Annotated in this window: 23 protein-coding genes; 8 read left to right on the top strand and 15 right to left on the bottom strand. The window is 43.7% G+C overall.

Annotated elements, in window-relative coordinates:
* Positions 1-76: 76 nt before the first annotated feature.
* The 4 genes from R8G66_31360 to R8G66_31345 all read right to left on the bottom strand — a co-directional run bounded on the left by R8G66_31360 (position 77) and on the right by R8G66_31345 (position 2777).
* Positions 77-394: a hypothetical protein gene (locus R8G66_31360; protein ID MDW3196917.1), complete on the bottom strand. Its 318-nt coding sequence runs from the start codon at positions 392-394 to the stop codon at positions 77-79.
* 111 nt (positions 395-505) lie between these two features.
* Entirely contained in the window at positions 506-1600 is a 1095-nt protein-coding gene (locus R8G66_31355; protein MDW3196916.1) for an AraC family transcriptional regulator, read from the bottom strand.
* Between the two features lie 197 nt (positions 1601-1797).
* On the bottom strand, positions 1798-2175 hold the full coding sequence (locus tag R8G66_31350) for a barstar family protein (protein ID MDW3196915.1): 378 nt from the start codon (positions 2173-2175) through the stop codon (positions 1798-1800).
* Between the two features lie 221 nt (positions 2176-2396).
* Positions 2397-2777: an Hsp20/alpha crystallin family protein gene (locus tag R8G66_31345; protein MDW3196914.1), complete on the bottom strand. Its 381-nt coding sequence runs from the start codon at positions 2775-2777 to the stop codon at positions 2397-2399.
* Between the two features lie 246 nt (positions 2778-3023).
* Here R8G66_31345 and R8G66_31340 point away from each other — a divergent pair, with 246 nt between their 5' ends.
* Positions 3024-3611 carry a hypothetical protein gene (locus tag R8G66_31340; GenBank protein MDW3196913.1) on the top strand — a complete coding sequence of 196 codons (588 nt, stop codon included), beginning with the start codon at positions 3024-3026 and terminating at the stop codon, positions 3609-3611.
* 12 nt (positions 3612-3623) lie between these two features.
* A complete protein-coding gene (locus R8G66_31335; protein MDW3196912.1) occupies positions 3624-4292 on the top strand; it encodes a DUF5668 domain-containing protein in 669 nt (222 codons plus the stop codon).
* Between the two features lie 153 nt (positions 4293-4445).
* Here the strand turns inward: R8G66_31335 and R8G66_31330 are convergent, their stop codons facing one another.
* From R8G66_31330 to R8G66_31320, 3 genes are all read right to left on the bottom strand, one after another.
* Positions 4446-4727, bottom strand: coding sequence for a DUF427 domain-containing protein (locus tag R8G66_31330; protein ID MDW3196911.1), 282 nt, complete (start codon positions 4725-4727; stop codon positions 4446-4448).
* 88 nt (positions 4728-4815) lie between these two features.
* Positions 4816-5751, bottom strand: coding sequence for a carbon-nitrogen hydrolase family protein (locus R8G66_31325; protein MDW3196910.1), 936 nt, complete (start codon positions 5749-5751; stop codon positions 4816-4818).
* Positions 5748-6476 carry a hypothetical protein gene (locus R8G66_31320; protein MDW3196909.1) on the bottom strand — a complete coding sequence of 243 codons (729 nt, stop codon included), beginning with the start codon at positions 6474-6476 and terminating at the stop codon, positions 5748-5750. Before R8G66_31320 ends, R8G66_31325 begins: the two co-directional genes overlap by 4 nt.
* Before the next feature lie 518 nt (positions 6477-6994).
* On the opposite strand from R8G66_31320, the gene R8G66_31315 reads away from it, so the two are divergent.
* The gene (locus tag R8G66_31315) at positions 6995-10198 is read left to right on the top strand and encodes a S8 family serine peptidase (protein ID MDW3196908.1); all 3204 of its coding nucleotides are present in this window, start codon (positions 6995-6997) and stop codon (positions 10196-10198) included.
* A gap of 57 nt (positions 10199-10255) precedes the next feature.
* Here R8G66_31315 and R8G66_31310 read toward each other — a convergent pair whose 3' ends face one another.
* A complete protein-coding gene (locus R8G66_31310; protein ID MDW3196907.1) occupies positions 10256-10792 on the bottom strand; it encodes a dihydrofolate reductase family protein in 537 nt (178 codons plus the stop codon).
* A gap of 413 nt (positions 10793-11205) precedes the next feature.
* On the opposite strand from R8G66_31310, the gene R8G66_31305 reads away from it, so the two are divergent.
* The 5 genes from R8G66_31305 to galU all read left to right on the top strand — a co-directional run bounded on the left by R8G66_31305 (position 11206) and on the right by galU (position 16722).
* Complete coding sequence (locus R8G66_31305; protein MDW3196906.1) at positions 11206-12795, top strand: divalent metal cation transporter; 1590 nt, start codon at positions 11206-11208, stop codon at positions 12793-12795.
* Positions 12792-13838, top strand: a complete 1047-nt coding sequence (locus R8G66_31300; GenBank protein MDW3196905.1) for a Gfo/Idh/MocA family oxidoreductase — start codon at positions 12792-12794, stop codon at positions 13836-13838. The genes R8G66_31305 and R8G66_31300 overlap by 4 nt, the downstream gene beginning before the upstream one ends.
* A gap of 174 nt (positions 13839-14012) precedes the next feature.
* Positions 14013-14894: a sugar phosphate isomerase/epimerase gene (locus R8G66_31295; protein ID MDW3196904.1), complete on the top strand. Its 882-nt coding sequence runs from the start codon at positions 14013-14015 to the stop codon at positions 14892-14894.
* Entirely contained in the window at positions 14891-15877 is a 987-nt protein-coding gene (locus tag R8G66_31290; GenBank protein ID MDW3196903.1) for a GHMP kinase, read from the top strand. The genes R8G66_31295 and R8G66_31290 overlap by 4 nt, the downstream gene beginning before the upstream one ends.
* The gene (galU, locus tag R8G66_31285; protein MDW3196902.1) at positions 15874-16722 is read left to right on the top strand and encodes a UTP--glucose-1-phosphate uridylyltransferase GalU; all 849 of its coding nucleotides are present in this window, start codon (positions 15874-15876) and stop codon (positions 16720-16722) included. The genes R8G66_31290 and galU overlap by 4 nt, the downstream gene beginning before the upstream one ends.
* A 22-nt stretch (positions 16723-16744) precedes the next feature.
* Here the strand turns inward: galU and R8G66_31280 are convergent, their stop codons facing one another.
* The 7 genes from R8G66_31280 to R8G66_31250 form a co-directional block, all read right to left on the bottom strand.
* Positions 16745-17008 carry a UBP-type zinc finger domain-containing protein gene (locus tag R8G66_31280; GenBank protein MDW3196901.1) on the bottom strand — a complete coding sequence of 88 codons (264 nt, stop codon included), beginning with the start codon at positions 17006-17008 and terminating at the stop codon, positions 16745-16747.
* A gap of 65 nt (positions 17009-17073) precedes the next feature.
* Complete coding sequence (locus tag R8G66_31275; protein ID MDW3196900.1) at positions 17074-17505, bottom strand: hypothetical protein; 432 nt, start codon at positions 17503-17505, stop codon at positions 17074-17076.
* Between the two features lie 86 nt (positions 17506-17591).
* Entirely contained in the window at positions 17592-18350 is a 759-nt protein-coding gene (locus R8G66_31270) for a hypothetical protein (GenBank protein ID MDW3196899.1), read from the bottom strand.
* Positions 18347-19027 (bottom strand): hypothetical protein, encoded by a 681-nt coding sequence (locus R8G66_31265; protein ID MDW3196898.1) that lies wholly within the window; start codon positions 19025-19027, stop codon positions 18347-18349. Before R8G66_31265 ends, R8G66_31270 begins: the two co-directional genes overlap by 4 nt.
* Positions 19028-19126: 99 nt before the next feature.
* On the bottom strand, positions 19127-20293 hold the full coding sequence (locus R8G66_31260) for a hypothetical protein (protein MDW3196897.1): 1167 nt from the start codon (positions 20291-20293) through the stop codon (positions 19127-19129).
* 83 nt (positions 20294-20376) lie between these two features.
* A complete protein-coding gene (locus R8G66_31255; GenBank protein ID MDW3196896.1) occupies positions 20377-20985 on the bottom strand; it encodes a hypothetical protein in 609 nt (202 codons plus the stop codon).
* Between the two features lie 91 nt (positions 20986-21076).
* On the bottom strand, positions 21077-21592 hold the full coding sequence (locus R8G66_31250; protein MDW3196895.1) for a hypothetical protein: 516 nt from the start codon (positions 21590-21592) through the stop codon (positions 21077-21079).
* Positions 21593-21631: the final 39 nt, after the last annotated feature.

The following is a 21631-nucleotide window of genomic DNA, read 5'->3' as shown; positions in this document are numbered from 1 at the left end:
GAATACCCCTTCGGCCCTCTTCAAAATAGCAGACGGGACATTCCATTCTTTCAGGTATTATACGGAACTCAATTACTTAATGAAATTTGTGATCCTCCCTGAATTTGTTATCTCCTCGGAGATAAGACAGCAATATTTCGGTCAATTGATCAACTGACTTTGGGGTTTGTCTTATTTCATACTGTCTTCCGGCTTCTTGATACATCGCAGAAAGACCATCATCCAACAGATTTCCTCCAACTTCGATCCAGTCACCATTCTCCTGTTCTAATACTACCTGATGAAAACTATTCCAGTCCAAATCGACCATTTTACTTCGAACTTGTTCTAAAGAGACGCTATCTGACACCAACATTTCATACGCTCCATAGTTGGAAATTACCCTTAGCTGCATCTTTTTAAAATTCGATGCTTGATTTTTCTTCCCACAGGATAAAAGAAGGCAGAGGACGAGAATTTTTAAGACTGTTTTCATCGAATGAGGTAAGTAATTGCTAAGAGAAATTCAACGTTTTTCCTTCAAATAGGCCGACGGAGACTTCCCTACTACTTTCTTAAAAGCACTATAAAATGCCGTTTTACTATTGAAACCGGCTTCCAGAGAAACGGCGAGTATGGTCACTTCACTGGCACGTCCTGCATCCAGCAGCGCTTTTGCTTCGTCGACCCGCAGATGACTGATGAAATCCGAAAAACCGATGCTTTCTTGTTCATTGATGGTTTGGGAAACGTGATGCACGGATCGGTCCACACGCTGAGCCAAATCACTGAGGCGATATTCCGCATTCAAATAAGGCTTCTCCTCCTGCATGATCCGTTGGATATCCTGCCACAGTTTGCTTGAACCCTCACCGGACAAAGAGGATTTGAGGTATTTCTTTTTGCTGACAGGATCCAGGTCCTGAAAATCGCCATGAATTGAAAAAACAGGAATGCGCATACTGGCAAATACCAATGCAAGAGAAAACACACTGTTGATCACCGATTCTATTTTGAAGTAGATCAGCCATTCTTCATCGAGCGCCGCAACCACATTGAGTAAAAAAACGGCGACATACAGTATGATCGCAACCAGAAGTAGGCTTTTGACCCAGGAATAATTGGCTTGCTCCTGAGGATTAGGATTTACCGTGAGTTTGATGCGTCTGATTTTCGAATATGCCAGGATCAGCAGACCCATGTTCAACAGAATGGAAAGCAAATTATCCAGCGTAAGCGCGATGATCTCTGGAGTAAATGAAGTGGCCGTATCCAGGGTGTCTTCTTCGAGATACGATAAGGCGATCAGCCGAAGGAAGGTAAACCCAATAATGAAGAAAAACCAGAATTTGATCCTGACTTCTATTCGAAACAGGTAATAGCTGTAAAGCAGAAACAGGAATCCGATCAGGTGGTAATGCAGGTACGAAAGGCCCTGACCAGGCCATTCCCAGCCGTTATAATATAAATAGGACTCGAAGAGGTTGTGAGCATTCAACAAAACGATCACACCCAGTACCCACCGTGATTGCTTGTTTTGGCTGCGGTTTAGCATGACCTGCAACCCAAGTAATAGGGCCAGGATGCCTCCAATGAGTGGTATGATGTTGAGAACTGCCAATTGTATTCAATAGTTGAAGCCATGCCTCGCAGCAGGCGGACAGTTCAATGCTATTTCATTCCAGGAACTATTGCAATGGAATGGGATAAAAAAGAAGGTTTAGTATCGGGAAACAAGTCAGAGACTTGTGATTATTCTGAGACTCAAGTCCATCCTAAGGAAGACCGGGTCGCGAAGACTTAAGCCAGCTATTATATCTAGCCCAAATTGAGCGTCATATTCCTTGATTTGAATACCTCTACAATCGAATCAAAATATTCGGGAAATCGATTTTTATAAACCTCATGGTTTAACCAATTCAAAGTGAATTTGCCTATTACTCCGAACCCTCCACAAAAACAATCAGATAGCCCATCTAGTCCTCTCCCAAAATACCCACCGGGGCCATTTACTGCCTCTCCCAGAGCGCAATGAAACTTTAATTCAGAATCAAGTCCATCGCAATCAATTGTAACCACTTTATTAGGAACATCCATTTGGCTCGAATGAAATCGAACTGCGGCTTCTAACCAACCGGGTACTTTCTTCGGAGGTAAGCTTTTCCAGGTTGACAATTCTCGAATTCCGGATTCCATGTGTTTTTTAGCAATTTCAAAAAACCCTTTATTAGAGGTTTTTAACCATCCTTCAAGGGAAACAAGTCAGTGACTTGTGATTATTATGTGGCTCAAGTTATACTTCAGAAGACTTACGCTGCAGGTTTTTTAGAATTATAAAGATCGTCGAAGGAGATACCGGTATTTTGATGACATCCTTCGGATATTTATGTCATCAAAAACCGGTATGACGATCTAGTTTAATATTTCCTCACAATATCCACATCACGGTGGTAGCCGTTGGCCAGTTCGTTGAAAGGCATGACGATCCTCAATTTACCCTCGTCGAATTCTGCTCGGATCTTTTCATAGCTCACATTGGCAGGAATCATCAGTCGCTGAAGCATATAAGGCACCTCCATGTCTTCATCAAATCTCATTTGGTGGTATACAAAAAGGTTGTGGCTATCGATCTCAACACTAAAATCGTCAGGATCTACTCCTGCCAACTGAATGTTGAATATATATTCATCGGACGTTCTCTTCAAAGACATCACCGGCATGGTAATTCCACCGTTGATCCCATTCATCACAGCAGCCGATTGGGCCAGACTGTGGGTTAAATTCTTATCTACTTTCATCTCTCTACTTACCATTTGCGTTGTTCCTGGATACTATAACAATTCGTGTACCAGTGCTGTTCCAAAAAACAGGTAAAAGTCATTTTGTCCGAACAACCCCTTTCAATCTGTCACTTTGACAGCCCATTGAGTCACCTTTTTCGACAATTCGTCTACCCAATTTGACAATCCTGCGGAAGCCTTCTTCACATAACACTGTCCTTATCTTAATTTGAAACGTCTCTTAAACTTTAATTATTAAAAAGGATGAAGAAAATTTTATTCATTTTAAGTTTTGCGACACTCACTACCGCGTTTGGTCAGCGACCGGATGTACTGATCGGCAACGATTATGAAAGTATCTCCGGATTTGGTGGTGTGTTTATTACGCTGGCTTCTTTAGATGGTCAGGTCATGCCCTATACGGGTGGTGGCGGAGCGGTGTTGCTCGACAACACTTTTTACTTTGGTGGTTACGGTCTCGGACTTAGTGGAGATCAGACGATTACTGCCAGAAGCAACAGTAACGAATATGATGTGGACATCAGTCATGGTGGCTTCATGCTCGGGTACAACATTAAACCCAGCAAGCTGGCTCATATCGGAATTAGTTCTAAATTGGGCTGGGGAAGCATCGACTACAGAGCAAGAGATGACGCGAACTCCAATGTGGATGATCAGATTTTTGTCATTTTTCCGCAAGCTGAAGTCGAGTTTAACATGACCCACTGGTTCAAATTGAACGTTGGGGTGGGATACCAACAGGTAATCGGAGTGGATGACTTTCACTATAAACAGAGTGAAGTCAGCAGCCCGGCCGCCAGTATCTCCTTCCTATTTGGTTGGTTTTATTAACAGTTAGAAATTATGGAAACTTCTCGCAGAGCACTTATGGGGATATTTATCGTCGTTATCGGCGTAGTGCTATTGCTTTTCAACTTGCGCTTAATCCCTTATGAACTTTATTTTTTGAAATCATGGCAGATGCTATTGGTCGCTATCGGTGTATTCAACTTCCTGAGTGGAAAAAAGACACCCGGCATCATCCTGGTCTCTGTGGGAGCTTTCTTTTTACTCGAAGAGTATGGGCCTTATGATCTTAGGGATTTTTGGCCAGTAATCATCATCATCGTAGGCGTAGCCTTTATTTTCCGACACAAACGAGCACAATCGGGAGGGGCCACAGACAAGAGCGAACATTTTTTTGATGATGTGAACATTTTTGGTGGTGGCGACAAACAATTTACCAGCAAGGAGCTGGAAGGCGGCCGCGTCATCAATATTTTCGGAGGATCTACCATTGATCTGCGGGAGTCTTTCCCCCTGAATGGTGGCCCGATCGAAATCGAAGTGTTCACGATGTTTGGCGGCTGTGAGTTAGTGGTTCGGGATGACTGGAGAGTGAAAATCGAAGCAGTATCCATTTTTGGCGGCTTCAGTGACGAACGAAGAGCACCCGATGTAAATGAAGATAGTCCTTCAATCATCATCAAAGGCTTCACCATGTTTGGGGCTGGAGAGTTGAAGAACCGATAATCGAACGATCATCATAAAAAAAGTCCTGTCATTGGTCATCACCTTTGACAGGACTTTTTATTTGGTGCAAAAGCGTGCATTCTATTCGGCAAACCCGTACACCTATTTTTTGAAAAATTGGAGTGATCCCATCGACCAAACCCACAAAGGATATCAGTCTTTGATTTCTACGCCTTTCCAGAACGCCACGTAATCCTTGATCTTTTTGGCCAACTCGCTGGGAGTCGGGTAATACCAGGCCGCATCTTTGTTTTCACTCCCATCTACATTCAGGGAATAGTAACTCGCTTCACCTTTCCAGGGGCAAATGGTGTGTGTTTCGCTGGCCTTGAAAAACTCTTTATTGATAGAGTCTGCAGGAAAGTAATGATTGTTTTCTACCACAATGGTATCATCGCTATCCGCCAACAATTGTCCATTCCAATATGCTTTCATCTGTATTTCGATTTGTAATTGTGTATTTGAGTTAATCTTTTCGAACCGATTTAAGTTCTGAAATATATGATTCCCGTGGAAAATTGTCTCAGGAATTACTTTTTCGGGATCGGTTCACTTCCAAAGAAAAGACATCATCACGTTGATAGTGACCGGTCACATCCAGGGTCATGGATTCCTCTTTGACCTGGTCCAGGTCTATTTCTGCATAAATGATCTTTTCTTCATCCCATTGTGGCTCTACGATGTATTTTCCATTTGGGGCGATGATACAACTACCGCCATTCAGGACCCAGGTACTGGGATCCAAATCGTCCGGCAATTTGATGCCTTCCGGAAAATCTTTAGCCTGGAACATTTGTCCAGCCGCTAGCACAAAACAACGACCTTCAAATGCATATTGTCGGGATGCGACCTGGTGCATCTCATGCACTTTTGGCCACACAGCAATGTGTATTTCCTCTCCGGTATCGTGCAATGCCTGACGAGAAAGGGGCATCCAGTGCTCCCAGCAAACCAATCCGGTCACTTTCGCATCAGATAGTGTGCTGTTGACCAGTCCGTGACCATCTCCGCCACCGTACAGCATTTTTTCACTGTACGTAGGGACCAGTTTTCGGTGATGATTGACGATCTCTCCCTGCTCATTGATAAAGAATAAAGCATTATAAATGGTGCCTTTTGCTTTTTCATCATCCCGTTCATTGGCACCAAATACCAAAGAAACCTGACGTTCCCGCGCTTTGGCTTGCAGGGTCTGAATTTCTGATCCGTTTTTAGTGAGGCAGTTATCGAGCATTTTTGAGAACGCCTTTTTCACCGGTGGATGATCCCAGAAAGCAACTTCCGGACTGTAATCCAGCCAGGAGGGATATCCTGAAAACCAGGTTTCTCCAAAGACGATCAACTGTGCTCCCTGATCTGCCGCTTCATCGATGCCTTTCAACGCCTTTTCGACGCTGGCTTGAATATCGAGGTGTACTGCGGACCATTGAACAATGGCCACTTTCAAGTTTCTGCTCATTCGGGTCTTCTAAAAGTTAGGTTAGATATGCCATCTCCGACAATGATATCATCAAACACGTATTCTTTTTTCAGATCTTCGACCTGAACAATGACCAATGTCGGGATCACTACTCCACCAAATTTACGGTATTGATCATAGCGTTTGGTCATAATCTGTGTTTGATTACCGATGAGTTCTCTACGATCCATTCGCCTCAGGTAAAAGTCTTCTTCGTCTACGAAGTACTCGTATTCAACGCCATCCACAATTGCTACCAAACGATAGCAAGGGATTCCGAAAGCATCACCTTCTCCGCGATATTCCAGGGCTACATCTCTCGGTATTGGTGAGCCAAAATCAAATACGGACTGTAACAACAGCTGTTCTTTGGCCAGCATCAGCTGTGGTGTTTTTACTCCGGTCCATGGAGCGATGGTCCAGCCGCTGGAGCCGTCAAAAGATTCAGCGTAAGGCTCCACTTGCCAACGGCCACGGATCATGATCTTTCCGGGCTTCTTTGCTAACAATTCAAAATTGGCTTTCTCCTGATCCCTAAGCCAAATGCCTTTGATATTTACTGTTTGAACCTGGTCCCAAAAGTCCTGCTTGCAAGCGGAATAATGGTCCTTCATGATCCCCTCTATGTCTTGTGCCTGTAGTAGAGGAGTCCAGAGTAAAGCGAATATGAACAACAGTCGAGGCATTGCGCATTCAAAACGACCCATCTTTTGTTTTTGTTCCATTGTCCTAAAACCCTTGAAAATTAGAAACTTTTCGTATGCGATAACTAACAAACGTTTAATTTTCATAAACATGATTACCGCTCAACAAATTCATGCACTTGTACTTATGGAGAAATGAAGATGAAAGCTGCTTTAGACTGTACTATCTACTAACATTTGATAAAAATCCTAACCTAGTTACAATGCCCCCTGAAAAGCCTACCAGGGTCAGGGGTTCTTCTTCCAGACAACTCTATTTAATTGGCAACCAGCGCAACGAAAACAACCGATATTAGAGAATTGCACGGAGATCTAGCCATTTATGCCACATAATTGCAAAAAATTTATATTCTGTCAATTAACAATGAGTGTATTAAAAATTCTGTATCAACAACTAAATACCTAATTAAACAAAACAACTAAGGGTGTATATGCTGAATTTTTACGTCGCTTACAGGGGCGTGAAACGGCTTTTCAAAAGTTATTTCTTCCCCTCTTTATCCATTATATTGACTATTTAAATCAACCTTAAATTTTTTATGAATCTTAAACTTACGAGAGTTAAGCTACTTTTTCTGCTTACATTTTTTGCTTCGTTTAGTGTTCTTGCACAAACAGCACAACAACGTCAAGCGATTATCAATCAGTCCAACGGACCTAATCTAAAAGCTATTCAAAATCGCCTTACTCAGACCATGGAGCTTGAGAAGCAAATCGCGACAAATTTTGCTTTGCAAAATAATTTGCCGCTGCGTTATACCTTGCCCGACGGGAGTGGAGAAGCCGAATTGATGAAGATCGGTCCAAATGGAAAATTGTTCTACTATGTGACCGACAATGTGGATGCGGCGGTTTCAACAAGAACGAACTTTCTCAACAGTGGTGGAGGCCTTGGCTTAAACCTTGACGGCCAGGGAATGACTGCCTACGTGTGGGATGGTGGTGCTGTAAGAGCAACACACCAGGAGTTTGATGGTGCCGGTGGTAACAACCGGGCAAGTCAAATTGATGGGGCTACTTCACAAAGTAGTCATGCCACGCACGTAACAGGAACCATCATTGCCTCAGGTTTTCAGGCCGCTGCAAAAGGGATGGCCACCTATGCTCAATCAAGCAATAGCGATTGGAACAGTGACCTGGCGGAAATGACTACCGCTGCGGCCAATGGCATGTTGCTTTCTAATCATTCTTATGGCTTCGGATGGAGAAACCAGTTTGGTCAGGTGCAGCTACCTGCTTACTATGGTGGTGCCTACATCGCAGAGTCCAGAGATGTGGATGAGATCATGTACAATGCCCCATTCTATTTGATGGTTTCTTCTGCTGGTAACGATGGAGATGACAATACGGCAAACTCCAGTCCGCTGGAAGGAAATTCGTCTTTTGACAAGTTGAATGCCTATAAGACTTCCAAGAATAACCTGGTAGTTGCGGCAGCCAATGATGTTAGTGTCAATCCTGATGGTACCATCAATGGTGTGTCTATTACCAACTTCAGTAGTGAAGGCCCTACGGATGATTACCGAATCAAGCCTGATATCACAGGAAATGGAGCGGGTGTTTATTCTGCGGTAGCCAGCAGCAATAGTGCCTATTCTTCTTACAATGGTACTTCCATGTCTGCCCCTAACGTGACGGGTTCATTGCTTTTGCTTCAGCAGCATTACAACAACTTGAATGGTGCGTTCATGCGATCTTCTACGTTGAAAGCGTTGGCGCTACACACGGCTGATGATGGCGGAATTACTGGTCCTGATGCGATCTATGGCTGGGGACTTTTAAATGCCAAAGCAGCGGCAGAAACCATCAACGAAAATGGTACTGATGCCATCATTGATGAATTGACCTTGAGTCAGGGAGGAAGCTATTCTATTACGGTAAATGCCACTGGCGGACCACTTTTGGCTTCTATTTGCTGGACTGACCCTGCCGGAACCATCAATACTGGGACGATCAACCTTTCTACTCCTGTTTTGGTCAATGACCTGGACATTCGCGTTACGCAAGGGGGATCTACGTATTTCCCATATGCCCTAACAGGTGTGAATTCCAATGCACAACAGGATAACATCGTGGATCCATATGAGCGTGTGGATATCGCCAATGCTTCTGGTAGCTATACCATCACGGTGACTCATAAAGGCAATCTTTCAAGCGGTAGCCAGGCTTTCAGTTTGGTGGTAACAGGTATTTCTGCCGGTCCTTCATGTACGCTGGCCGCTCCTGGAAACCTTTCTGCCTCTAACGTTCAGGACAATTCGTTCAACCTTTCCTGGAACAGTGTTTCCGGTGCAGCTAACTATACGGTGACCGTAGGTGGTAACTCAACGACAGTTTCTGGTACTTCCACTTCTGTTACTGGATTAACTGCCGGTACTACTTATAGCACAAGTGTAGTAGCCAATTGTTCTGGAGGAGGAAGTGGCGATGCTGCTAACCTTTCCGTAACGACTACTGGTTCTCAGCCTATCTCATGTAGCAGTACGGTAAGCTCGTTCCCCTATTCAGAAGGGTTTGAGTCCGGCGACGGTTGGACCCAGGCGTCCGGCGATGATGGTGACTGGTACCGAGATGCCAATGGAACACCGTCCAACAACACAGGCCCTGGCTCCGCTACTGAAGGTTCATGGTATTTATTCCTGGAAGCGTCTACTAACGGTAGCGCCGGACAAATCGGAAATAATGCCACTGCAATTCTGGAAAGTCCCTGTTTTGATCTTTCAGGAGAAACCGCAGCTACCTTCTCTTTTGCAAATCACATGTATGGAAACAACGTAGGTTCATTGGCGGTAGAAGCCAGCACCGATGGAACAACATGGTCCAGCATTTGGAGTAACTCTGGAAATCAGGGTAATCAGTGGAATGCCATTGATGTATCACTGAATACCTACGTCGGTGGTACAGTGAAATTAAGATTTGTAGGAACAACCGGAAACGGCTGGTCCAGTGACATTGCCATTGATGACCTATCTGTAACGACAGGTGGTGGTGGTTCAGGTGGAGCCTGTGATCCAATTTCTTTTGCTGGCGCTTCGCTGGTGACTCACACAGGTTCAGATGATGGAGTTTACTCTTTCCCTGATAATAACACCGTATTGTTGGAGGACAATACCTGGAGGTCTCTACTTATGAGCTACGATATCACATCCAGTACAGTCATTGACTTTGAGTTCAGAAGTACAAGCCAGGGTGAGATCCACGGGGTTGCTTTCGGTTCTGATGCCAATGCCAATTCTTCTCTTACGTTCAAAGTACACGGTACTCAAAACTGGGGAATCACAGATTATGACAATTACTCTGGTTCAAGCTGGACAAATTACAGCATTCCTGTAGGTACGTTCTACACAGGGTTGTCTGACAGACTGGTGTTTGTTAATGACAATGATGCAGGAAGTGGCAACAATTCCTATTTCAGAAATATTGTTATCCACGAAGGAACTTGTCCGAATTCCAATGCTAACCTGTTCACCACTACCGGTGAAGAGTCGTTGGGTACCGATGATGTAGATGCAACCGCATTGATTGTCTATCCTGTGCCAGCAAGCACTGAGCTGAACATCAGCACGCAGCTGGATGGAGAGTCGGCGTACACGGTGATTTCAATCACTGGTCAAAAAGTAATGCAAGGCCTCATTGAGAGAACGCAAAGCAAGCTTGACATCAGCAGACTAGAGCCAGGAACTTATTTGCTCAGAATCACAGATGGAGACAATAACTACGTTTCCAGATTTATGAAGCAATAATCAATAGCGTATAAGCTATAAACCAGGAGGGTGTCGGTAAAGACACCCTCTTTTTGTTTATTGACTTTTTTCATAAGTCAAGATCTGCAATCCTTCCTCAAAGCTGGAATGATCAACCAATTCCCATTTCATTTTGGTTTTAGCGTTTCCAAATAATCGGGTTCCGCCTCCTAAAATGATCGGATTCAATTTGACCTTGAGTTGATCAATCAGGTCATTTTCCAATAACCATCCGGCAAACACGCCACCACCACATAAGTAAACATCTGTCGGCGACTGGTCTCTGACCTCTTGGACTCTATCAAGAGATTTCGTTTGCAGATGCACTTGCGGGTGTACTTCCTCTGTGAACTCCAAAGAATCAGAGAAAATATGATGTTCCATGTGTGGATAAGCAGGTTGTCCGGGTTTCAACCCGTATTGATAACCAAATTCGTACGTCCTTCGACCCATGATAACGGTGGAGAAGTCCAGTAAGTCTTTTTGGTATTGTTCAACACCATTTCCCTGATAAACGAACAGGCTGATGTCCTCGTTGGGACCGGCAATGTAGCCGTCGAGTGAGGTGGCTACGTAATAAACGATTTTCGGCATAGCTTCAGAATTAAAAATGAATAAAATGATTCCCGGAAATGGACGATCGCTTCTATGCCGAATCATTAATACGCCAGACCGCAAAAAGGATAATTGCTATATCGAAAAAGGGAATTATATGATCAGCCTCAAGAAGGAATGATTTCACGAATCGGGTGCCCATATCCATGAGTGAAGACGGAGTGTCTTATAGGTGCCGAGTCGATTCGTGATTTATCTGATCATGTTTTCTGAACGTGTTAGAGCCCAAAAGACGGGATTAATGGTGAGAAATGCAATATTCTCAATAGTTGCTTTTACGTAATTAGAAGCAATTGGTTCGAACTCCAAAGCCTCATACCAAGCTGAACACTTATATTTAGGGATGCTTGTTCGTGTCATTATGTGTCAAGACCGCTCAGGCATTTCCAAAAATGATTACATTTTCCAAATTCCGTTATTACGCAAGTCAAAGTGGCCCAGGTTGGATTCAGGCAGCAGTCACCCTCGGAGGAGGGACACTAGTTAGTGCTTTGTACCTGGGAGTTATCGGAGGATATCAGTTCCTTTGGTTGCAGCCCCTTGCCATGTTGTTTGGCTATGTCATGCTGGTGGCCATCAGCCACGTGACGTTAAGTAAATCCAATCAAGAAGACCGCCCGTTCAAGCTGATTGAACGGCACGTATCTAAATTCCTGGCCTGGGGTTGGTTGATCGCAAGTGTGGTGGCCAATGTCGTGTTTTGTTCCGCGCAATTTGCGCTGGGCACCGATGCCTTACAGGGAAGCCTTGGACTATTGAAAGACGAAACTTACGTCATTACCTTTCTGCTTTTTCTTTTTGGAATGGTCATGATGTGGCTGTTTTCCAGAGAAAGCAAGATCTCTCAATTGTTGGATAAGGTCATTAAAGTACTGGTAGCCATCATTGTGCTATGTTTTTTCGCAGCGACCTTATCCTTGGCTTTCAATGGTGATATCCAGTTTTCAGCTTTGCTAAGTGGTCTGATCCCTGATTTTACTGCACTTTTTCATCCCACAGGAGCTTACAATGCCTATATCTCACACACAGGAGCTTATCAAACATTTTGGGAAAACTACATTTCCGGTAGCCAACGCGATATCATTATCGGGGCTTTTGGTACGGCCGTAGGGATCAATATGACCTTCCTTTTACCTTATACCTTGCAAAAAAGAGGCTGGGGAAAGGCAGATCGGGAATTGGCCCGATTCGATCTGTTTTTTGGCTTATTCATCCCATTCATATTAGGAGCGTCCTTCTTAATCATTGTCACTGCCTCGCAGTTCCATGCTCAGCGAGACAGCCTCGTCAATGAACAGGCTTTCCACCAGGTGATAGACCAACGGCTGTCAGCGGAATATCCTCAATTTTCATCGCTGAGTGATTCAGCGAAAGAACAATTAAGGAATAACCTTCCGCAAGCAGACAATGACTTGAGCACCATGTTGGCCAAACGGACGGTCACTGATCTTTCGATATCCCTAAGGCCTATCCTAGGCGACTGGTCCAAATTGATATTTGGTGTGGGTGTACTTGCCATGGCCATCAGTACCATGCTGGTGCACATGATGATCAATGGTTATGCAATTGCTGAAGCCTTAGGGCAACCGAAAAACGCGCAGTTTTTCATCATTGGTGCGTTTATCCCGGCCTTTACCGGGTTTCTTTCTCCTATTCTCTGGTCCGGAGCGATTAAAACTTCATTGGCCGTGCCCGCGTCAGTGATTGCCACGACCCTGTTGCCCATTGCCTACCTGGTATTCTTATTATTGATGAATTCCAAAAAGGCGCTTGACGATGAACTCCCGGCGAAAAGGCTGCTGCCCAATATCGCCATGATTCTGGCCTTTGTTATCGCCACATTTGCATCGTTTTGGGCCATCTGGGCAAAAGTCAATAGTGTAAATCCATTGGAAAGTAACCTGGGTTGGGTAGGAATGATCGGCTTACCTGCCTTGATGGTATTGGGCATCGTTAGTTTTTTCAAAAAGGAAAAGTCATGAAATCAATAGGGATTATCGGCGGTGGAATGATTGCTGCACTTCATGCGCAGGCAATACAGGCGATGGAAGGAGCCGAACTTGCCGGGGCATACATACGGAAGCCGGAACAAGCAGCAGCATTTGCACAAAAGCATGAATGTCCAACTTACACCGACCTTGATGAGTTCTTGCATCTTGATCAACTGGACATGGTCACCATTGCTACTCCTTCAGGAGCGCATTTGGACGGGATCAAGGCCGCGGTAATTGCCGGTAAGCATGTGATTTGTGAAAAGCCATTGGAAATCACGCCGGATCGTGTACATGAGGCACAGCAACTTGCTAAAGAGAACGGGGTATTACTCGGGGGCATTTTCAATCGACGGTTCAACGAATCGGTTACTCAATTGAAAACAGCTATTGAAGCAGGACGATTTGGACAGATCATCACTTGTGAAGCCAACATCAAATGGTCCCGGGATCAGGCTTATTATGATTCAGGGGCCTGGAGAGGAACCTGGGAGCTAGATGGCGGAGGGACACTGATGAACCAATCCATTCATACCATCGACTTGCTCATTTATTTCCTGGGTATACCGAAACGACTGACGGCCAGTGTGGGAACCTTGACCCATCGGAACATAGAAGTAGAAGATACAGCCATGGCCATGCTTGAATTCGAAAACGGCTCAAAGGGAGTGATTCAGGGCTCTACTTCCATTTGGTCAACTGAAGGAAATCCGGCAGAGATCCATATTTATGGCTCAAAAGGAGCGGTAATTCTGGCGGATGAACATTTTCGCTTATGGGATTTTAAGGAGGCTCGGGGTTCGGATACTTACGTTCGGGATCACCTGATGGGAGCGTCACAGCAAGCACAGGGTGCAAATGATCCAAAGGCGATCAAATTTCAGGGTCACCAGAAGAACTTTGAAAACTTTGTGGCAGCTGTTGAAGGAAAAGCGCCATTGAACGTGGATGCTGAGGAAGCGCTGAAACCCGTGGCATTGATCAATGCGATTTATGAAAGTGCGAGGAGTAATGGGAAGTGGGTGGAGTTGTAAAGTGCCAGATGATTTATCTCTTCAAGCATTTTGATGTCAAACCGGTAAAAATCGTCAAGGAGATACCGGTATTTTATCGACATCCTAGGGAATTTATGTCAATAAAAACCGGCATGACGATTTGGACGTTGCAAATTACCTTAGTTTCGATATCCGATAAATGAATTCCATTTCATGAAATTTTCAGGATTTACCGATGAAGCAGCAGATGACCTGGCAGGGCAGATCCAGGTGACCAAAGACCTGGGTTGGCAATACCTTTCTGCGCGGACATTCAATGGAAAAAATATTCATGACCTGCCTGAGCGTGAGTTTGATCACGTAATTGAAATCCTGGATGAATCGGGGGTTTCAGTAGCCGAATTTGGGACGCTCATCGGGAATTGGGCCAAAAAGATCGATTCGGACTTTGATATCACGATTCAGGAAGTGGCACGCTGTATCCCACGGATGCAAAAAATGGGAGTGAAGTATGCCCGCATCATGTCATACGCACAAGAACCCTGGGGAGATGATCAGCACCGATCGGAACGATTCAGAAGATTGCGAGAGATCACCAAACGATTCATGGATGCTGGATTGGTTCCTCTACATGAAAACTGCATGAATTATGGAGGATTTTCAGCGAATCATACCTTACGATTGATAGATTCGGTTCCTGACCTGAAACTCGTTTTTGATACGGGAAACCCTATTTTTCAGCGCGATCGTTCCAAATCTGAACCTTTTCCATGGCAAGATTCCTGGGAATTTTATCAAAAAGTAAAACATGCTGTGGTCCACATTCACGTGAAGGATGCCCGTATGAAGCAAAAAGAAGGTGAACCTGTTTATAAATTACCAGGAGAGGGTGATGCTCGTTTGGACTTGATTTTGAGCGACCTCATTCATGATGGGTACGATGGATTCCTGGCCATCGAACCGCATTTGGGTAAAGTCTTTCATTTATCAGATGACGCCACCAGTGATGGAGATCATCGTTACAATGTATATCTGGAAGCCGGTCGTAAACTTGAAAAAATGGTTGAAAACATCCGTCAAAACACACTCGCTTGATCCGTAGAATCGCTTATCCGAGAGCCGCCTTATTCGGCAACCCCTCTGACGGGTTTTTTGGCAAGACCATCGCTTTTCCATTTCGAGAATTTCAAGCCAAAGTGGCCTTAGAGCCAAAATTATCAGGCATAAAGTTGCAAGATGATGATCAGCATTATCCTGACATTCAAGGTCTACATCGATCGGTATCCGGACGAACAAAAAAGTCTTTGTTGCAAGCTGCTGTAAAGCGATTTGCAGACCATGCTAAGACGCATCAAATTAATCTATCCGACGCTGGTTTTGAGATCAATTTCGAAAGTAATATTCCTCTGCAGGTAGGTATGGCGGGATCAAGTGCCATCATTACAGCTACATGGCGTGCTTTGATGCAGTACTTTAACCTGGAAATTCCACCACATTTACTGGCCAATGAGGTTTTGGCCGTTGAGACTCAGGAGATGGGCATAGGTGCGGGTTTACAAGATCGCGTAGTGCAGGCCTTCGAATGTCCCATCTACATGGATTTTGACAAGGCCCTGATGGATTTGAAAGGCTATGGGACCTATGAGCCGATGCAAAAAACAAATTTTCAAAACCTCTACATTGCCTACATGGAAGGGGAGCCCGAAGGGTCGGAAATTATTCACAATGATTTGAGAAGCAGGTACGATCGGGGTGAGTCTGAGGTACATCGGGTCATGCGAAAGCTATCAGAATTAACCACAGAGGCTAAAAAGGCATTGGAAAGTGATGTGGAACAAAAAAACCTTGGGACGCTGATTGATCGGAATTTTGACCTCCGTCAATCCATTTGTCAAATTGCTCCAGCTCACCTGAATATGATCCGATTGGCGCGAGAACATGGAGCAAGTGCTAAATTCACCGGATCAGGGGGAACGATCATCGGGCAATACACGTCAGAAGAAATGTATGAACGATTGCAACGAACTTTTGAAGCACAAAACATCCATATTTTTAAACCGACGATTGTTAATCAATGAAGGTTAAGAAAGCGATAATTCCTGCGGCAGGTTTAGGAACACGTATGCTGCCTGCCACCAAATCAGTGCCGAAAGAAATGCTGACCATCGTTGATCGACCGGTGATCCAGTACATCGTGGAGGAGGCCATTGCTTCGGGTATTTCTGAAATTCTGATGGCCATTTCTAAAGGAAAGAAGGCCATTCAAGATCATTTTGCCAGTGATTTTCCCAATGCTCCTTACTACGAGCAAAAAGGAAAACATGAAGTGCTAGAGAAGCTGAGAGGGCTCGCCGGCGATTGTGAGATCACATTCGTTGAACAAGAAGAGCTCAAGGGACTGGGCGATGCGGTTTATTGCGGAAAGGAATTTGCCGGAAATGATCCGTTTGCAGTGCTTTTGGGGGATGCCATTTGTCAGTCAGCGACTGATCGACCTGTGCTTGGCCAGCTGATCGATGTGTTTGACCAACAGCAATCATCGGTAGTGGCTGTTCAGGAGGTTCCTTTGGAAAAAGTCAGTCGCTATGGGATCATGGACGGCACTCTTATAGATGAAGGAACCTATCGGGTGAATCAATGGGTAGAAAAACCTTCTGTTAAAGCGGCACCTTCTCGTTTGGCCATTGCTGCAAGGTATGTATTTACACCGGAGATCTTTCATTGTCTGGAAAACACAACAGTTGGTTACGGCAATGAGATCCAGTTGACGGATGCGATGCATCAACTACTGGAAACACAAGAATCCTACGCCGTTAAATTTCAGGGAACAAGATTTGATGTCGGAAATCCGCTTGATTTTGTGAAAGCCAACCTGCATTTTGTTTCACGACATGAGGAATATGGAGCGGGGTTTAAGGATTAGATGAGGTTTGACAAAAGACACCTTACACCCGCTGCTTTTTGATCATCTCATGCTCGTAACACCAGGCCCAGGATTCTCCAGGTTCTGCGGAGACTACCACCGGATGTCCGTGTGATTTGAAATGGGCAGTCGCATGCTTGTTGGGCGAGGAATCACAACAAAGGGTGGTCCCACATTCCTGACAGGTGCGTAAGTGCACCCAGGTGTCACCGGTTTTCACGCATTCATCACATTGATAAATTCGAGGCTTTTTTCTTTCGAAGTTTTCCAGGTGTTCGCAGAGCATGGCCAAAGGGTTTTGATAGGAAGATAGTGGATTGATGGGACTTTCTGGAACTTGTATTCAGTAAACTAACCCTTTTTCTTTCCTTTAAGGAAGACTATGATACGGTTGTAAAGCCTTCGGTTTATTACACTAAAGGCATATAGAGTTCCCAATAGTCCAATAACAATTAAGAACAGAAAGTAGAATATTTCCTCTAGCCAGCTACCTTTTATAAAGCTATTGATCAATAAGAAGATTGCCATTAAGACCACCGTAATCGATCCCCAAAGCAATCGATCAGCATGGTATTTTCGTGACCGATTACTTGCAATTTTGTCTTGAAGGATTTGTTCCTGATAGGCATTTGCATGTTCTATTGCTTTTTCTTCATCAGGGAGGTGGGTATTCACGATAATGCTCCTTTGTTCCAATTCCCATTTGGCGGCATGTTTTGCCAATAGAACATGATCCTCACTTACGATGATTGTTCTGAGCTCTTCCTCGCTTTTAACTGCCATTTTTTGGGAAAAGTGATTCTCTTTTTTCAAGGATAGGTCACGTTATTGGGTGACATTGAAAAGGAGTAATTTAAACGAACCCAAGGCTATTGATCATAGTCATCCCTTATGGAATTTAATCCCCTTAAATCGATGTATCGGCTTGTTATGTACTCATCCCAGCCAATAGATGGCTTATCGAAAGTAATCTGGCCTATGGCTTCATTTCTTATGTAAACCGGATGACCTGCAGTTCTTTCGTAATCCAGATGATATACTTCCATATTTTCCAGTTTCTTAAAATACAAGTCAACCGAGATGGGTTCATCATAATCATAGCTAAGCTCATCCGCAATCGGAGCATACTGATTGATCAGGTACTTTCGAAAATCAACCTTTACCATTCCCTTTTTTAGTTCGGATAGTGCAATCTTATTAGGCAAAAAATAGAAATCGGCACGAAATAAGATGACGCTTTCTGCATTAGGTTCTGGTTTCCAAATCACGTTGAATACCCCCGTGCCGTCGACGTAGAAATTTTTCAGGTCAGCGTATAGTCCGATTTGTGCTGTCACTATTCCTTCCACTGATACTTCCCCATTAACACCATCTTCATTGATGAATTTGACTTGGTCACCTTCCAGTGTTTTGATGTTGCTTTCACCGATCAATTTTCCAACAAGTTCTTTCACCCGCTCCGGGTCAGTGGATTGAGGGTCTTCAGAAAACCCAAATGACTGCTTATAATGTTCAATGAACGTAATACGGCTCATTTGAATAGGGATCACTCGAAATTTGCCCTGATCAACCATCTTGTTCACGTTGCAGGAAGTCAAAAGGACCAGAAGAATTAGGATGCGGTTCATTTGAGATTAATTTGGATTGATTTGGCTGCTTTACTGTCCGAATCTAGTTCCGGAGAGAGGGACAAGTCAGATTTACATGTGTTGAACACGTTCAATATTATTTCCGTGGCTTCCGTGGCCTCATTTTCATAATATTTGAAACTTGTCCTAGCATTTGAAAGCTTAACATATTCCGCGTCGAAACCCATTGCTTTAAGTTTATTAATGCAGGGTGTTAATTCCCCTTCCAGCTGACCGGGACCATAAACCCGTAGGGTATATTGTGAACAATATAATTTCAGATACTTCTCTTTTAGCGCGTCCCTGTCCGAAGTGACTTCTTTTATTTCATTATTGAGCTTCGCTATTTGATTGCTCAATGCCTGAGTTTCTTGTGAGTCGTTACTTTTTTGGGGAGTCGCAACACTCGGTTCTTCTCCTCCTTTAGGCTCAGTTTTTATGTGGTCATACAAACCATTTAAACTAACAAGAGAGTCGTTGAGCGTTTTGATAGAATCGTTTAGACGCTTCACCTTTGATGATGTCCTTTTGTAACTAACTTTAGTTCCGTCTATATCAAATTCTCCAAGAAAGAAGATAATCAGAAATGTGGTGAAGATCAGGACTAAAGCGATCACCTTTTCATGATTCTTCAACCCGGAATAGGCAGAATTTATCCAATCCCAAATTTTTCCCATTTAGTTAGGCTTTTTGGTTACATAAACCTCAATACTGACAAAATATCCTCTGACCAAGCATCGTAACGACCCTTGATTGCGAACACCCCACTTTAAATATCAGTACATTATTTGGAATTCGACCCCAGGTTCAGGCACAAAAAGTTGTTGAGCTTCGTTTTTTTTCCATTTTAATAAATTTTCATGGATATGGCAGATCAATTTGTCGACGGGTGTTAATGTTACCATTTTAGCTTCGGACCCATATGGCTGGAAAAAATCTTCCCAATGGCAGAGAACCAATCTTTTCGGGGAGTTGAGGTTTTTATAAAGCGAATCAGGATAGTTTTTGACCTTGTCGTAAGAGGCTGCTCCGAGTATGAGCAGGTCTATTTGTTCCGCTTCAGTGTCTAGTGCCTCTTCAGGAAGGTGTCCTCCTTTTCCAGCGGAAGCAGAAGATTGGTGATATATGCGAAATTCGATCGCTTGATTTTGGTCAAGAAAGTCGATGATAAAGGCGTAATTACTGCCCTCTTTCCACCACCAAAACCTTGATTTATCGTTGCCGCTAAATTTCCTCAAATGTTTAGGTTTCAATTGGCTCGCGGCTAAAGTGATCCCTACTGCATGAGGGGCATGATTCGTGCTTACGGGGATGACCCTGATGCTTTTGTCATTCAAATACAGGGTATCCATGATTTGTCCATTTCCGGTAGGTTTGGGAATTGATTTTATCGAGGAACTGTCTAATTGTGTGCTTAATATCTTTGCTCCGGTTTCTGAAGTATAGATGAACGGTTGTCTTGATCGGCTTGAATCCAGGTATCTTTTTAGGATGGTTGGAGCGTCCATTAAGTGATCGTAATGTGCATGAGCAGTGATGATCGCTTCTGTCTTATCGTGCAGGTCTTGCCTGATGGACATTAAGCCTTTCTCTATATCCGCATCAATGGGTTCAATCTGTTTTGTAGCAACCTCCCAGATCGAGTATTGCGAGAAAAATGGATCGATCAACACCCCTCTGATTTCGTCTCCAATATAGAAACCACCACATCCAAGGTATTTGAGCTGTAATTGTTTACCGGCGTTTCGCGTATCTACGTCAATAGGAAATGCTGATTTTTTCAGCAATTCACAAGGAATGCCTAGAGACCTTACCTTTTTAGTAAAAAGACCGGAACTCTCACATTCTTTCCAGTCTTGAACGGAAATCTCCGTCTGAGCAGTTGCTAATGATCCTAACAAGCTCAGAAAACCAAAAACAAATAAATATTTGAAACGATGCATGCTGCGATTAAGGTAATACAATCGCTGGAATATCATTCTGTTGCTAAACCTATTATGAATCCTGGTTACAGCTGATGTGAAGATCAAGCGTACAAAGATTGCGAGCGTTTCTTTTTCTTTTTGGGGGGCTTACACTCCTTGCAGAAGTCGGACATCTCCTCAATCTGGCGCAATACTTTTTGATGTTCCTCATTTAATAGCTCGGATTTTTGTCCCAGGTCAATTGCCTTCATCACCCGTGCTAATTCGGCATTCATTTGTTCCTGAAGTTCCTCATGAATCGGCTTAAAAAAACTGGCATCCGAGAATACACCTTTGTTTTCATACATCTTCTTTCGGAATTTCCGAGAATAGAGTTCAGTCAAATCAAAACTGTACTGTCCGAATTTGACAAGCTTTTGTGCCATTGCAGAGTCCGGTGCTGTGATTACGGCAGCATTTCTGTTGAATACGGTCGACACCTTTGAATTGAAGTTTTTGGTGAACATGAATTGCGCATTTGTCATTTGATAGCTGAATTCCATGTTGTTCCCAGAAAAAATAGCGTATGAATTCAGCTCAGGGTTGATTTCTGTTTGGGGAGATTGAAAGTCCTTGAGCTGCAGCCTGTATTCCGGAGACCATTCAATCGTGGCTTGTCCGAATATTGAGGTGAGTGTTAGAACAAATAAGAAAGTCAGCGTTGTTTTCATGGTCATCTGTTTAGTTGGTTGTTCGTTCTAAAGTATCAGATTTTAATGTTTTACCTACAATAATCTCAAAAGTCATAAGAGAAATTCCGTCTTACCAGTCGTTACTGTGTGCCTTTTCAATTTCACCTAGCTTCTTTTTTAGTTTCGCCATTCCTTCCCTTATTTCAGCGTTTATTCCTCTAATGATCAACAGTTCTAATACAAGGGTGATCAACCCAACAGTCAATTGGTAAAGGAGATAATCCTTCAGACTTAAGATAATTATGATTCCAATGAATATTGGGCTGACGACAGGGCCGAAGACATATAGGTCTTCCCGGTTTGCAGTAACCTCAACAGTAGTCCCACCCGAGTCACTCTCTAATTTTCCTGAAAACCTCGTTCGATTAATACGGCCACTAATTGAGGTCTTCCGTGCAATATTTGGATTCTCACGGATGTAAAACCCATCGTCAGTTAGCTCTCCCACATAAAGGTTAATTTTTTCTTTTCGCTTAGCATTGTGCCATATAGTACTTCCGGTTAGTTTGTCAATACCTGACAGCAGTTCAGCTTTATCAACTTTAAAGTTCCATTGCTCTTTTTCTGTTAATCGAATGCTACTCATGTGATAAAGAAATACACGGCTATCAATTTAATTCCAGCA

The sequence above is a fragment of the Cytophagales bacterium genome (assembly GCA_033344775.1).
Classification (GTDB): domain Bacteria; phylum Bacteroidota; class Bacteroidia; order Cytophagales; family Cyclobacteriaceae; genus JAWPMT01.
The sequence above is the reverse complement of the archived record's forward strand: the minus strand, read 5'-3'. Positions and strand labels throughout refer to the sequence as shown.